The following is a 14133-nucleotide window of genomic DNA, read 5'->3' on the forward strand; positions in this document are numbered from 1 at the left end:
GGCACGTGCCTCAATGCGGCCGCCGTGAGTCGCGCCAGCGAACTGGAATCATCTGGAGCGGTACTGACATGACGCGACTATCCGTACTCGATCAAACGCCGGTGATTGCCGGGCACTCGGTGGCGGACGCGATTGCCGCCACGGTTGAACTCGCGCAACTCGCCGACGACCTCGGCTACACGCGTTACTGGTGCGCCGAGCATCATGGCCTGCGTGGCGTGTCGAATCCCTGCCCCGAGGTGATGCTGGCGCGCCTCGGCAGCGTGACGGACCACATCCGGCTGGGCTCCGGCGGCGTGATGCTGCCGTACTACAGCCCGTTCAAGGTCGCCGAGCAATTCATGATGCTCGAGGCGCTGTTTCCCAATCGTATCGATCTGGGCGTGGGACGCGCGCCGGGCGGCGACATGCGCACCGCGCAAGCGGTCGCCGCCGGCGACTATAATCGCGGCGACATTTTCCCGCAGCAGGTGGCCGATCTGCTCGGCCTGATGCACGGCACGTTGCCCGCCGATCACATTGCGGGCGGCGTGCTGCTGCAGCCGCAAATCGATACGCGCCCGCAAGTATGGATGCTGGGGTCGAGTGAATTCGGCGGATTGCTGGCCGCGCAACTCGGCATTCCGTTTGCATTTGCGCACTTCATCAACGCGCATTTCGGGCATCAGGTCGCGCATGCGTATCGTGAGCGCTTCAAGGCCGGCCAGGACATACAGCAAGCGTATCTGGCCGCCGCCGTGTTCGTGATCTGCGCGGACACCGAACAGGACGCCGCTGATCTGGAAAAAGCCGTCGACCTGCGCCGCGTGCAGATGGCCTATGGTTTGAACGAACCGATTCCGTCCATCGAACAGGGCATTGCGCAGGAGTACGGCGAGCGCGAGCAACTCGTGATCTCGCGCGAAAAGCCGCGCAGTATCATCGGCACGCCCGCAACCGTCACTGAACGGCTTCATGTGTTGCAGGAGCAGTTCGAGGCGGACGAGCTGATCGTGCTCACGGTTGCGGGCAGCTATCGCGCCCGGTTGCGCTCCTATGAACTTCTTGCCGAGGCGTTCCAGCTCGAACGCCCGGCGTCCACTCCTTAACCTTCCAACCTGCATGAAACTCGACCTGAAGATCCTCGATGCGCGCATGCGCGATCAGCTCCCGGCTTACGCCACCACCGGCAGCGCGGGCCTCGACCTGCGCGCGTGCCTCGACGAACCGTTGACGCTGAAGCCCGGCGAAACCGCGCTAGTGCCGACGGGCCTCGCAATTCACGTCGGCGATCCGGGCTATGCCGCATTGATTCTGCCGCGCTCGGGATTGGGGCATAAACACGGAATCGTGCTCGGCAACCTGGTCGGCCTGATCGATTCGGATTACCAGGGTCAGCTAATGATCTCGACGTGGAATCGCGGCGAAACCACCTTCGTGCTGAACCCAATGGAGCGCCTGGCGCAACTGGTTATCGTGCCGGTCGTGCAGGCGGAGTTCAATATCGTCGACGACTTCGAAACCAGCGAGCGTGGTGCGGGTGGTTTCGGCAGCACGGGCAAGCATTAAGACAGATTTTCCCCAAAGCCGTGCTGGCTGAGCCCAATCCGGCACGGCTTTCTCCCTCGCTTCGCGCCCTCCTCGCGACTTTCTCCGGCGAACCAAATTCGGAATTATCCGATTTGGACCTTCAATTCTCCCACCTATAAATCAACCACCAGCTTCGCCGATCTATCCGGCCACACCTGCTGATTGATTGCCGGCCATCTCACGTTCCCGTTTTCCAGTTCCCGCTTCTCGCTTCTCGTTTCTGAGTTCCGTCAAAGCCAGACAAAGGAGGCTCGTATCGCCATCACGACCGTCAAGCCGTAGATTTACTTAGTGATCCATACCATAGCGAATCTGGTACGGATGCATTGCCCTCCGGACAGAACTTTTTCTTCGCCCATCCGGGCAAGCAACCCGAGTTCACCGGACTAACCTGAATGGAGCCAACATGAAGATCGAATATGATGCAATCGTCGGCCCGGGTGCCAATGAATGGTATGGCACGATCATCGTCTCCAACCTGCGCTATGAAGACGGCAGCGCTGTCAACGTCAGCGAATTCCTCGCATTCAACTTCCATTCGCCGGCCAATCTGGACGCCACGGCCGTCCAGCCGCAGTTCGTCAGCTGGGTCGTCGGCGAGACTTCCGTGCAGGCATCGCAAATCGGCGACGGCAACTACGACGTCACCGTGACGATACCGTTCACCACGCCTTATACGATGCAGCCGCCCGATCAGATCACGATCGGCATCAACGGCAATCTGGTCGCCGATCCGGATACCTGGCTCGACTCATTCGTGTTCGCAGCCGATCACGAACCGACCATCTTCGGCACGGTGTCCGCCGCGTGCGAGGCGGTGCCGGACCCGTCGCTGGCGAGCGTGACGCCCGTTCTCACGCTCGCCCAGGGCAGCATGGTCACCACCTTGCCACTCAGCTACGGCGAGAGCGTCACCGTAAGTCTCGAACAGGGCGGCTATACCGTGAGCGGCGACAGCGTTGCCACTGCCGATGAGACCGTTGTTGCGCCGCTCGTCATCAATCCCACCTCGGTGGACGTCACCGCAGGCAATACCTCGACGATCAGAGTGACATTCGGGCCAGTGGAGCGATATTGCGCGCTCGATATTTCGATCGGGTCGCTCACTGGTCTGTCGAAGCAAACGCTCAGCGTTACGTTGACCGACAGCAAGACCGGCAACACGCTCTCTGCATTCGACGCAACCACGAACAGCGTGACATCGCTGCGCAAACTGCCGCCGTCGGGCACTGCGCGTGTATCGATACAAAACGTCGCGCTGAACGATGTCAACTACACGTTCGAGGTGCCGGACATCAAGCTGACAAACGCGCTGCAGAAGGTGACTATCGACAACTCGATGATGGCGAGCACGCCCGTCAACACGTCGGGATACGTCAAGGTGCCGATCAATGTCACCGCCGAACAGGCGCTCGATCGGCAGATCGACGTGCGCCTGATCGGCGACGACATGAGTTATCTGCAGACGGTCGCCGTCAAATCGCAGCAGACCGTTTTCGCGGCGCTGGTCAAGCCTGGCCAGTATGCAGTGGAGGCCGGCGACTTCCTGTCGGCGGCCGTCGTATATGCGGTCGACACGCCGGCGCAATTGAGCGTGAGCGGCGACGGCCACGTCGAACTCGACGTCACCGTCGGTGCATCCGCCAATCTCCACGTGCGGGGCTTCCCCGAGTATCTGTGCTTCGGCGGCTGCGCCGATCTGCAGCCGAGCAATCTGGCGGACTTCGCCGCGGCGCGCGCGACGTCGGTCTTCGATTACGCCGGCACTGACGGCGCCGGCGACTCGAACGTGTTCCTCACCGACGACGTCCAGACCAGAACGACGATCACGCTCGCCCGCAATGTCGAAACGCAACTGGGCAACCTGCAGCCCGTGCTGCCCGTGATGGTCTCGTACACCTGCAACCTGTCGCTCGGCGACACGCCGACGATCCTCGCCAACGCCGACGCTCACGCACACAGCTTCGCGAACTACATCCTCGCGCTCAACATCGCCACCGAGGCGATCGACAACGCTCACCCGGTGCCGGCGGGCTTCATCGTGAACCCCGACTTTCTCGGCGCGTGCGAGCAGGCCAACTTCAGCGCGACCTACGCGATGCCGGTGCGCGGGCCGCTGCAAACCGCGCTCGACCATTGGTCGCTCTCCGTGGCGATTCCCAGCAACATCACCGAGGACATTGCGGGCTACGTCCTCGCCGTCAACTGGTTGACTCGCACCGTGGCGCCGGCCGTGACTTTCGGCTGGCAGATCAATCTATGGGGCGTCGGCTACTCGGAGTGGATTTATGAGGACACCGACAAAACGGCGCAAATGGCGCAGCAGACGGCGGACTATATTGCGAGCCTCGGCGTGTACGACGGCCCGTACGCGCCCGACTTCCTCGCGATCGACCGCTACGAAGCGGACGACTTCACGCAGCGCGCGTACGTGAACGGCTACTGCTATGGTCCTCGCGAATGGAAACGCTACTTCGATTTTTGCAGAACGGTGAGCCGCGCACTCAAGTTACCGGTCATGCCGTGGCAGGTTCCCGCGAGCCGCATTCCGAATACGACCGACCCGGTCGCGAAGGACTTCGACTCCCAACACTGGGGAACCGGTGGCAGTTGCCTGCTGGGCGATCCGGCAATCGGCTCCGACTACCGCAACGTGCATCCGACCATTCTGGCGCTGCAATTCCCGTCAGTATTCCAGCAATACATGGGTGTCACGGCGGAGGACATGTTCCTGCGTTCCGAACCGTTCGACATTTCGAATCCGATGTACGGCGACTTCCCGTTGCGCGGTATCTTCAGCGTCCTGCTGGGCGGTGGAGCGACAACCGGCATCGTCTCGGCGATCGGCAACCCCGAGGCGTGGACTAGAGAAAAGCTGAATGCCTACATGAACGATCCGATCAGGTTCGATCAATAACACCAGCCCTAAAGAAAAACGGCGTGGACCTGAGTCCACGCCGTTTTTTCAGTGCTACCGTTTGCGCTTATTCGACTTCCACTGCTTCCGGATTCGGATTGCGCGGCGCCGGATGCTCGTCGAACGTCAGTTGCACCTTGTCTTCCGCATCCACGTCGACCGTCACGCGACCGCCGTTCATCAGCTTGCCGAACAGTAGTTCGTCGGCCAGTGCACGACGGATCGTGTCCTGAATCAGACGCTGCATCGGCCGCGCGCCCATGAGCGGATCGAAACCGTGCTTGGCGAGATGCTTGCGCAACGCGTCGGTGAAGAGCGCATCGACCTTCTTCTCGTGCAACTGATCTTCCAGCTGCATCAGGAACTTGTCGACCACGCGCATGATGATTTCTTCGTCGAGCGAGCGGAAGCTGATCACCGCATCCAGACGGTTACGGAACTCAGGCGTGAACATGCGCTTGATGTCGACCATCTCGTCGCCGGTTTCCCGACGATTCGTGAAGCCGATCACCGACTTGCCCATTGCCTCGGCGCCCGCGTTCGTCGTCATGATGATGATGACGTTGCGGAAATCCGCCTTGCGGCCGTTGTTGTCCGTCAGCGTGCCGTGGTCCATCACCTGCAGCAGCACGTTGTAGATGTCCGGATGCGCCTTCTCGATTTCGTCGAGCAGCAGCACGCAATGCGGCTTCTTCGTGACAGCCTCGGTCAGCAGACCGCCCTGGTCGAAACCGACATAGCCCGGCGGCGCGCCGATCAACCGGCTGACCGCATGACGCTCCATGTATTCCGACATGTCGAAGCGGATCAGCTCGATGCCCAGCGTGAACGCCAGCTGCTTTGCCACTTCCGTCTTGCCGACGCCCGTGGGGCCGGAGAACAGGAATGCGCCGATCGGCTTGTCCAGCTTGCCGAGACCCGCACGCGCCATCTTGATCGCGGCCGACAGCGCGTCGATGGCCGGGTCTTGCCCGAACACCACGCTCTTCAGATCGCGATCCAGCGTTTGCAGCTTGCTGCGATCGTCTTGCGACACGCTTTGTGGCGGGACGCGGGCGATCTTCGAGATGATTTCCTCGATCTCGTTCTTGCCAATGGTCTTCTTCTGTTTCGACTTCGGCAGGATGCGTTGCGCCGCGCCCGCTTCGTCGATCACGTCGATTGCCTTGTCCGGCAGATGACGATCCGTGATGAAGCGTGCCGACAACTCAGCCGCCGCCGACAGCGCGCCCGACGAATACTTCACGCCGTGGTGCTCTTCGAACCGCGACTTCAGGCCACGCAGGATCGCCACCGTTTGTTCGACGGTCGGCTCGGTCACGTCGACCTTCTGGAAACGCCGCGACAAGGCTGCGTCTTTTTCGAAGATGCCGCGATATTCCGTGAACGTGGTCGCGCCGATGCACTTCAGCGTGCCCGACGACAACGCCGGCTTGAGCAGGTTCGACGCGTCCAGCGTGCCGCCCGACGCAGCGCCCGCGCCGATCAGCGTATGAATTTCGTCGATGAACAGGATAGCGTGCGGACGTTCCTTCAATTCCTTGAGGACCGTCTTCAGGCGCTGTTCGAAGTCGCCGCGATACTTGGTGCCGGCGAGCAGCGCGCCCATGTCGAGCGAATACACCTGCGCATCCGCCAGAATGTCCGGCACTTCGCCGCGCGTAATGCGCCACGCCAGACCCTCGGCGATCGCGGTCTTGCCGACGCCCGCCTCACCGACCAGCAGCGGATTGTTCTTGCGGCGGCGGCACAGCACCTGCACCACACGCTCGACTTCCGACTCGCGCCCGATCAGCGGATCGATGCGGCCGTCTTTCGCCATCTGGTTCAGGTTCTGGGTGAACTGCGCGAGCGGGGTTTCTTTCTGCGCGGCGGCTTCGTCGGACTCGGCATTCGCGTCGCTCGCTTTCGCGGCGTCGGTGCTGCTCGTCTTGGCGATGCCGTGCGAGATGAAATTGACCACGTCCAGACGCGTCACGCCCTGCTGCTGCAGGTAGTACACCGCGTGCGAGTCCTTCTCGCCGAAGATCGCGACCAGCACGTTGGCGCCAGTCACTTCCTTCTTGCCATTCGAGGTGGACTGAACATGCATGATCGCGCGCTGGATCACACGCTGGAAACCCAGCGTGGGCTGCGTGTCGACGTCGTCCGTGCCAGGCACGGTCGGCGTGTTGTCATGAATGAAGTTGCGCAGGTTCTGGCGCAGATCCTCGATATTGGCCGCGCATGCACGCAACACCTCCGCTGCTGTCGGATTGTCCAACAGTGCCAGCAAAAGATGTTCGACCGTTATGAACTCGTGCCGCGCCTGGCGTGCTTCCATGAACGCCATGTGCAGGCTGACTTCCAGTTCCTGGGCAATCATGCTTCCTCCATCACACACTGCAGCGGATGCCCGGCCTGCCGTGCGTGGGTAACGACTTGCTCGACTTTGGTCGACGCGATGTCCCGCGTATAGACCCCACAAACTCCCCTGCCCTCGCGATGCACCTTCAACATTACCTGTGTTGCGGTTTCTCGATCTTTATTGAAGTATTCCTGCACGATCATCACGACAAATTCCATTGGCGTGAAGTCGTCATTCAGCAGCACCACCTTGTACATGGATGGCGGCTTGAGCTTTTTCTCCTGCCGCTCCAGTACGGTGCCGTCCTGCTTGTCCGGGATAATCGCCATACACCCATTCTAAACAACTAGGACAGGCCCGCAATCCTGTCAAAACCCGGCCAACCGGCCAGTAAGCCCGTTCGCGACCGCCTGATGGGTGATTCCCCGCCACGCGTGCGTTAAATCGACGAGCCGATTTGCGGAGCCGGCCCCTATCCTGTGATGCTTGCGGCCGTGCTGCGCCGCAGTCGGATCGAGTATCGCACAACCTGCCGTAGCTGGCTGACGGGTCGCCCGGCCCAGTCTTCGCCGAGGCGACCCGCTGAACAGCAGGTGAGTCGATTATGCGACTTTTCAAGACGGCCCGCTTGCGCAACCGCACATAACGAAAGCGGGAAAAACCCTGGAAAGTGCCTGTTTGCAACGCGGCAACGGCATCTCAAAATTTTCTTGACACCCGAATAAAGAGCCTCAACAATCAAGCTGGCACTTTTTTCACCAAGCCATAATTTCGAAAAAATGCCGATGGTGAGCTTGTGAGGAGGGAGCGGCTGCATCGCGCGGTCGTCGAGCTTTTCGAGGGCTCGTGGTAGTGACATGAGTTACAGGGGAAGTTGGAATGGCAACTGGTACGGTCAAATGGTTCAATGACGCAAAAGGTTTCGGATTCATCACGCCTGACGAAGGTGGCGAGGATCTGTTTGCACACTTCTCGGCCATCCAGATGAATGGGTTCAAGACCCTCAAGGAAGGCCAAAAGGTAACCTTCGAGGTCGTGCAAGGCCCGAAAGGCAAACAGGCATCGAACATTCAGGCGCCCGCCTGAAGCTGCTCGATACCCGTCCTTTGAAACCCGGCTCCGTGCCGGGTTTCTTTTTTGGGGCGTCGCCCTCCAGTTAGTTGGTCTGAGGGTTGTCCTGGTTGCACCCGGCGCGCACGTCCCATATATCGGGCAATTTCTTCGGTCTGCTGTTGACCGTGAGGTTTTGCGCTTCACATCGCGCGTTGCGTGAACATCGCGTGAAGCCAGAAACAAAAAACCCCGGCCGCCTCGCGGCGCCGGGGTTACACATGCGAACCGGTCAGCCCAACGCGAGCCGCTTACAGATTTTCGATCAGCACCTGACCAAATCCGGAACACGACACCTGAGTCGCGCCTTCCATCAAGCGCGCGAAATCGTATGTGACGCGTTTTTGCAGAATCGATTTTTCCATCGACTTGATGATCAGATCCGCCGCCTCGGTCCAGCCGAGATGGCGCAGCATCATTTCTGCCGAGAGAATTTCCGAGCCCGGATTCACGTAGTCCTTGCCGGCGTATTTCGGCGCGGTGCCGTGCGTGGCTTCGAACATCGCGACTGAATCCGACATATTCGCGCCCGGTGCGATACCAATACCGCCGACCTGCGCGGCCAACGCATCCGATACGTAGTCGCCATTCAGGTTCAGCGTGGCGATCACGTCGTATTCAGCCGGACGCAGCAGGATCTGCTGCAGGAACGCGTCGGCGATCACGTCCTTGAGGACGACGTCGCCGCCCGTTTTCGGATTCTTGATCTTCATCCACGGGCCGCCGTCGATCAGTTCCGCGGCGAATTCCTTTTGCGCCAGCGCGTAACCGTAGTCGCGGAACGCGCCTTCGGTGAACTTCATGATGTTGCCCTTGTGCACCAGCGTGACCGAACGGCGATCGTGGTCGATCGCGTACTGGATCGCCTTGCGCACCAGACGCTCCGTTCCTTCACGCGACACCGGCTTGATGCCGATCCCCGACGTTTCCGGGAAACGGATCTTCTTCACGCCCATTTCTTCGCGCAGGAACCTGATGATTTTTTTCGCCTGCTCCGATTCGGCCGGCCACTCGATACCCGCGTAGATGTCTTCCGAGTTCTCGCGGAAGATCACCATGTTGGTTTTCTCCGGCTCGCGCACCGGCGAAGGCACGCCCTTGAAATACTGCACCGGCCGCAAGCACACATACAGATCCAGTTCCTGGCGCAACGCGACGTTCAGCGAACGGATGCCGCCGCCCACCGGCGTGGTGAGCGGGCCCTTGATCGAGACGACATATTCCTTGAGCACCTGCAGCGTCTCTTCGGGCAGCCACACATCCGGGCCGTACACCTTGGTGGATTTCTCGCCGGCGTAGATTTCCATCCAGTGGATTTTTCGCTTGCCTGCATACGCTTTTTCCACAGCGGCATCCACGACCTTGATCATGACCGGCGTGATGTCGATGCCGGTGCCGTCGCCTTCGATGTACGGAATGATCGGCTGGTCCGACACGTTGAGCGAGAAATCGGGATTGACGGTGATCTTGTCACCACCGGTCGGAACCTTGATGTGCTGATACGGCATGGTCGGACTCCAGTGAAGGCTGTGCTGAAAGCTGATGGGAGACTGCGAAAACGGGGGCGCTCCTCGCTACGCGCAATGCCGCACGCCGGCAAGCGGCCTGGCCGCTATTCTAGCCCACGCGAACGCTGCGCCGAGGCCGCGGCGGCTCGGGGTTTTCCAACATGGACGAAGGCAATCCAGCGAGGCGCGACTCTTATATCTTATATAAGACAACGAGCTTATCGCCGCGCATTATGCTTTATTATCCCGCCATTTACTATTGGCCCGGCGCCTTCCGGGGCTGCGCGGCAAACGCCGCCGCAACGGCGTGTCGCGGCTCCTATTTGATCCACTATGCGCCTTCTCGCTCTGAACAAACCGTTCGGCACTATCTGTCAGTTCTCGCCGCACGAAACGCGCGCGTCGCTGGCCGACTGGGTCAAGGTGCCCAACGTCTATCCGGCGGGCCGGCTCGACTCCGATAGCGAGGGCCTGCTGCTGCTCACCGACGACGGCGCACTGCAAGCGCGCATTGCCGAACCGCGTCACAAACTCGTCAAGCGTTATTGGGCGCAAGTGGAAGGCGCGGTCGATGCGGCCACACTCAGGAAGCTCGCCCGCGGTGTCGATCTCGGCGACTACGTGACGCGACCCTGTCGCGCCGAATACGTGGAACCGACCGACACACTGTGGTCACGCACGCCGCCGATCCGCTATCGCGCCGCGATACCGACCACGTGGATCGAACTGTCGATCACCGAAGGCAAGAACCGCCAGGTGCGTCGCATGACTGCCGCGGTGGGGTTTCCGACATTGCGCCTGGTGCGCGTGGGCATCGGCGCACTCGACGTCTTTTCGCTCGGGCTGCAACCGGGAGAGAGCGTCGATTTGCCGCCGGACGCGCCGTGGAAAGGCACGATGTGATCATGCGCCCACGCATGACCGCGTGCTCATCGAATCTGCGCAACGCCTCCACTTCACATCGCGACGCAATATCTAACTCGTTGTATCCGCAAACAAAAAAGCGCGTGAAACCGCTGCGAAAAACGCGTGAAACAATGACGCCCATGACAACGTCGCGGCACGTGATGTGAATCAATCCATCGGCTTATAAGTTTTCCACAAATTTCGCGTCAACCGCTGCGCGAGCTCAGGCGTTATTCGACGCAGATGCCGCCCGAAGCTATCCGGCATTCAGCCTTAAGGGCCTTTGTGCAAGCCGCTCTCGCGGCAAGTGCGGGGAGTCTGAGCGCTAACGCAGACGTGTCGAAAATTTGTTCGATGCGGCTGTCAACCGAAAGGTGGATGGCACGTTTACCGACATGACTCCATATATAACCGGGTCATTTGGTTAATTAACTAAAGCTGAGGATTCACAAAATGAACAAACTGATCGCCGCTCTGGTCGCTGGTCTCTTCGCAACGGCAGCATTCGCACAAGCTTCGGCACCGGCAGCAGCTTCGGCAGCTCCGGCAGCAGCAGCTTCGTCGGCAAAGAAGACCACGAAGCACGCTCACAAGAAGTCGCACAAGAAGGCAGCAGCAGCTGCTGCAGCTTCGGGCGCTTCGGAGTAAGTTTGTTGTAAAAACGCAGTCAAGAACTAGCTTCATTGCCGTTCTTACGGCGTTGAAAGGCAGATCACCGCAAGGCGATCTGCCTTTTTGTTTTTGACGCGCTCGCGTAACATTCGCGGGTTAATTTCCAGCAAGGAGTCATGCCGTGCGATTTCCCATGCGCTCGTTGATTGCGCGTTTCGCCGTTGCCGTTGCATTGCCGCTCGCCGCGTTGACGTTCACCGCCACCACCATCGCGCCTGCTCATGCGCAGCAGATGCCGGCCGGCGCTAAACAGCCCAGCGAATTTCCGCGCGCGAAACTGACCGCGGGCATGTTCGTGATCGACGCCGCTGTCGCTGCGAACGACGCCGACCGCGAGCAAGGCCTCATGTATCGCACGAACCTCGCGCCGAATGAGGGCATGCTGTTCGTCTTCAACGAAAACGCGGTGCATTGCTTCTGGATGAAGAACACGTTGATTCCGTTGTCGATCGCGTTCATGCGCGCCGACGGCACGGTCACCGACATCGACGAGATGCAGGCTGAGACCACCAACAATCACTGCCCGAAGAACAACGGCGTGTATGCGTTGGAGATGAGCAAAGGCTGGTTCACGTCGAAAGGCATCAAACCGGGGATGAAGATCCAGGGCTTGCCCGCCGCGCAATAAACCGCGGCGGCCGCGCGAGCGCGCCGCCGCTCGCCTGCCACATTGCTTCACCGCTTTGCTTCACCGCTTTGCCCAAGCCGGTGCCTCGTCGACATGAGGCGCCGGCTTTTTTATTTGCGCGCCGCGGCATAGACAGGCGCCCGATTGCGCCCATTAAAGCGGATCGCGCCGCACCAGAGCGCGCGGCACCCGCAGCCGAAGCCTTGCCAGCACCCGTTCGCGGCCGACCGGGAAGATTCCTGCAAAAGACGGGCCGACGCGCTATCCTAGTAATCTTAGTAAAGCAGCACCCAGGCTCCCCGGACAGCACAGACTGCTGCCCGGCAAGCGTTTCAGGCGCGCCATTCCAAGGAGGTTCACGTGCCCCGCAAGACTCCCATCGAGCGCTACCGGAATATCGGCATCAGCGCTCACATCGATGCCGGCAAAACCACCACCACTGAACGCATCCTGTTCTACACCGGCGTGACCCACAAGATCGGCGAGGTTCACGACGGTGCGGCGACGATGGACTGGATGGAACAGGAGCAGGAGCGCGGCATCACCATCACGTCGGCGGCCACCACTGCTTTCTGGAAGGGCATGGCCGGCAACTATCCGGAACATCGGATCAACATCATCGACACCCCGGGCCACGTCGACTTCACGATCGAAGTGGAGCGCTCCATGCGCGTGCTCGACGGCGCCTGCATGGTGTACGACTCGGTCGGCGGCGTGCAGCCGCAGTCCGAAACCGTGTGGCGTCAGGCGAACAAGTACAAGGTGCCGCGCATTGCGTTCGTCAACAAGATGGACCGCGTGGGCGCGGACTTCTTCCGTGTGCAGCGGCAGATCGGCGACCGCCTGAAAGGCGTCGCGGTGCCGATCCAGATTCCGGTCGGCGCGGAAGAACACTTCCAGGGCGTGGTCGATCTCGTCAAGATGAAAGCCATCTTCTGGGACGAAGAGAACCAGGGCATCAAGTTCGAGTACCGCGATATTCCGCCGGAGCTAGCGGCGACCGCGAAGGAATGGCACGACAAGATGGTCGAGGCCGCGGCCGAAGCGAATGAAGAACTGCTCGACAAATACCTCGGCGGCGAGACGCTGACCGAAGAGGAAATCAAGCACGGCATTCGCGTGCGCACCATCGCCAATGAAATCGTGCCGATGCTGTGCGGCAGCGCGTTCAAGAACAAGGGCGTGCAGGCCATGCTCGACGCGGTGATCGACTATCTGCCCTCGCCGCTCGACGTGCCCGCCATTACCGGCCACGACGAACACGACAACGAAATCGAGCGTCATCCGAACGACAACGATCCGTTCTCGGCACTCGCCTTCAAGATCATGACCGACCCGTTCGTCGGCCAGCTGATTTTCTTCCGCGTCTATTCCGGCGTGGTGAATTCGGGCGACACGGTCTACAACGCGATCAAGGAAAAGAAGGAACGCCTTGGCCGCATCCTGCAGATGCACGCCAACGAGCGCAAGGAAATCAAGGAAGTCTACGCGGGCGACATCGCCGCGGCCGTCGGCCTGAAGGAAGCGACCACGGGCGACACGCTGTGCGATCCGAACCACGTGATCATCCTCGAAAAGATGATCTTCCCGGAGCCGGTGATCTCGCAGGCCGTCGAGCCGAAGACCAAGGTCGACCAGGAAAAGATGGGCATTGCGCTGAACCGTCTTGCCCAGGAAGATCCGTCGTTCCGCGTGCAGACCGATGAAGAATCCGGCCAGACCATCATCTCGGGCATGGGCGAGCTGCACCTGGAAATTCTGGTCGACCGCATGAAGCGCGAGTTCGGCGTCGAGGCGACTGTCGGCAAGCCGCAGGTTGCGTATCGCGAGACGGTGCGCAACAAGGTCGAAGACGTCGAAGGCAAGTTCGTCAAGCAGTCGGGCGGCCGCGGTCAATACGGCCACGCGGTGATTACGCTGGAGCCGGCGCCGCAAGGCAAGGGCTACGAATTCGTCGACGCGATCAAGGGCGGTGTGATTCCGCGTGAATATATTCCGGCCGTCGACAAGGGCATCCAGGAAACGCTGAAGGCCGGCGTGCTCGCGGGCTATCCGGTGGTGGACGTGAAGGTGACGCTCACCTTCGGTTCGTACCACGACGTGGACTCGAACGAAAACGCGTTCCGCATGGCCGGCTCGATGGCGTTCAAGGAAGCGATGCGCAAGGCCAGGCCCGTGCTGCTCGAACCGATGATGGCCGTCGAGGTGGAAACGCCGGAAGACTTCATGGGCAACGTGATGGGCGACCTGTCGAGCCGCCGCGGACTCGTGCAAGGCATGGAAGACATCGCCGGCGGCGGCGGCAAGCTGGTGCGCGCCGAAGTGCCGCTCGCGGAGATGTTCGGCTACTCCACGTCGCTGCGCTCCGCGACACAAGGCCGCGCGACCTACACGATGGAGTTCAAGCACTATGCGGAAACGCCGAACAACGTCGCTGAAGCCGTGATCAACGCGAAGCACAAGTAAGCACTACGCC

At 60.7% G+C, this 14133-nt stretch carries 11 protein-coding genes; 8 read left to right on the plus strand and 3 right to left on the minus strand.

All coding sequences use genetic code 11. The annotated features are described in order from the left end of the window. Positions 1 to 68: 68 nt before the first annotated feature. The 3 genes from BXE_RS17880 to BXE_RS17890 all read left to right on the plus strand — a co-directional run bounded on the left by BXE_RS17880 (position 69) and on the right by BXE_RS17890 (position 4486). Positions 69 to 1088 carry an LLM class flavin-dependent oxidoreductase gene (locus tag BXE_RS17880; RefSeq protein WP_011489634.1) on the plus strand — a complete coding sequence of 340 codons (1020 nt, stop codon included), beginning with the start codon at positions 69 to 71 and terminating at the stop codon, positions 1086 to 1088. A 13-nt stretch (positions 1089 to 1101) separates the two neighbouring features. Further along, positions 1102 to 1548 carry a dUTP diphosphatase gene (dut, locus tag BXE_RS17885; protein ID WP_007180617.1) on the plus strand — a complete coding sequence of 149 codons (447 nt, stop codon included), beginning with the start codon at positions 1102 to 1104 and terminating at the stop codon, positions 1546 to 1548. Positions 1549 to 1975: 427 nt separating this feature from the next. Continuing rightward, a complete protein-coding gene (locus BXE_RS17890; protein WP_011489635.1) occupies positions 1976 to 4486 on the plus strand; it encodes a hypothetical protein in 2511 nt (836 codons plus the stop codon). A gap of 67 nt (positions 4487 to 4553) precedes the next feature. On the opposite strand, the gene clpA is transcribed toward BXE_RS17890, so the two are convergent. Continuing rightward, the gene (gene clpA / locus BXE_RS17895; protein WP_011489636.1) at positions 4554 to 6851 is read right to left on the minus strand and encodes an ATP-dependent Clp protease ATP-binding subunit ClpA; all 2298 of its coding nucleotides are present in this window, start codon (positions 6849 to 6851) and stop codon (positions 4554 to 4556) included. After that, positions 6848 to 7162, minus strand: coding sequence for an ATP-dependent Clp protease adapter ClpS (gene clpS / locus BXE_RS17900; RefSeq protein ID WP_006050100.1), 315 nt, complete (start codon positions 7160 to 7162; stop codon positions 6848 to 6850). The genes clpA and clpS overlap by 4 nt, the downstream gene beginning before the upstream one ends. A gap of 550 nt (positions 7163 to 7712) precedes the next feature. Between clpS and BXE_RS17905 the strand changes: the two genes are divergently transcribed. Beyond that, positions 7713 to 7919, plus strand: a complete 207-nt coding sequence (locus tag BXE_RS17905; RefSeq protein WP_007180614.1) for a cold-shock protein — start codon at positions 7713 to 7715, stop codon at positions 7917 to 7919. Between the two features lie 275 nt (positions 7920 to 8194). Here BXE_RS17905 and icd read toward each other — a convergent pair whose 3' ends face one another. Continuing rightward, positions 8195 to 9451: an NADP-dependent isocitrate dehydrogenase gene (icd, locus tag BXE_RS17910; RefSeq protein ID WP_011489638.1), complete on the minus strand. Its 1257-nt coding sequence runs from the start codon at positions 9449 to 9451 to the stop codon at positions 8195 to 8197. 333 nt (positions 9452 to 9784) lie between these two features. Here icd and BXE_RS17915 point away from each other — a divergent pair, with 333 nt between their 5' ends. The 4 genes from BXE_RS17915 (at position 9785) to fusA (ending at position 14123) form a co-directional block, all read left to right on the plus strand. After that, positions 9785 to 10354 (plus strand): pseudouridine synthase, encoded by a 570-nt coding sequence (locus BXE_RS17915; RefSeq protein ID WP_011489639.1) that lies wholly within the window; start codon positions 9785 to 9787, stop codon positions 10352 to 10354. Between the two features lie 456 nt (positions 10355 to 10810). Then, on the plus strand, positions 10811 to 11005 hold the full coding sequence (locus BXE_RS17920) for a hypothetical protein (RefSeq protein ID WP_011489640.1): 195 nt from the start codon (positions 10811 to 10813) through the stop codon (positions 11003 to 11005). Between the two features lie 145 nt (positions 11006 to 11150). Beyond that, a complete protein-coding gene (locus BXE_RS17925) occupies positions 11151 to 11657 on the plus strand; it encodes a DUF192 domain-containing protein (RefSeq protein WP_011489641.1) in 507 nt (168 codons plus the stop codon). A gap of 360 nt (positions 11658 to 12017) precedes the next feature. After that, the gene (gene fusA / locus BXE_RS17930; RefSeq protein WP_011489642.1) at positions 12018 to 14123 is read left to right on the plus strand and encodes an elongation factor G; all 2106 of its coding nucleotides are present in this window, start codon (positions 12018 to 12020) and stop codon (positions 14121 to 14123) included. Positions 14124 to 14133 lie beyond the last annotated feature (10 nt).

Source organism: Paraburkholderia xenovorans LB400 (assembly GCF_000013645.1).
Lineage (GTDB): Bacteria > Pseudomonadota > Gammaproteobacteria > Burkholderiales > Burkholderiaceae > Paraburkholderia > Paraburkholderia xenovorans.

What these genes read in the sequence shown, in the direction of transcription:
- dut (WP_007180617.1), top strand. Translation starts at nt 1,102, where the DNA reads ATGAAACTCGACCTGAAGATCCTCGATGCGCGCATGCGCGATCAGCTC.
- icd (WP_011489638.1), bottom strand. Translation starts at nt 9,451, where the DNA reads ATGCCGTATCAGCACATCAAGGTTCCGACCGGTGGTGACAAGATCACC.
- clpS (WP_006050100.1), bottom strand. Translation starts at nt 7,162, where the DNA reads ATGGCGATTATCCCGGACAAGCAGGACGGCACCGTACTGGAGCGGCAG.
- BXE_RS17915 (WP_011489639.1), top strand. Translation starts at nt 9,785, where the DNA reads ATGCGCCTTCTCGCTCTGAACAAACCGTTCGGCACTATCTGTCAGTTC.
- BXE_RS17880 (WP_011489634.1), top strand. Translation starts at nt 69, where the DNA reads ATGACGCGACTATCCGTACTCGATCAAACGCCGGTGATTGCCGGGCAC.
- BXE_RS17905 (WP_007180614.1), top strand. Translation starts at nt 7,713, where the DNA reads ATGGCAACTGGTACGGTCAAATGGTTCAATGACGCAAAAGGTTTCGGA.
- BXE_RS17890 (WP_011489635.1), top strand. Translation starts at nt 1,976, where the DNA reads ATGAAGATCGAATATGATGCAATCGTCGGCCCGGGTGCCAATGAATGG.
- clpA (WP_011489636.1), bottom strand. Translation starts at nt 6,851, where the DNA reads ATGATTGCCCAGGAACTGGAAGTCAGCCTGCACATGGCGTTCATGGAA.
- BXE_RS17920 (WP_011489640.1), top strand. Translation starts at nt 10,811, where the DNA reads ATGAACAAACTGATCGCCGCTCTGGTCGCTGGTCTCTTCGCAACGGCA.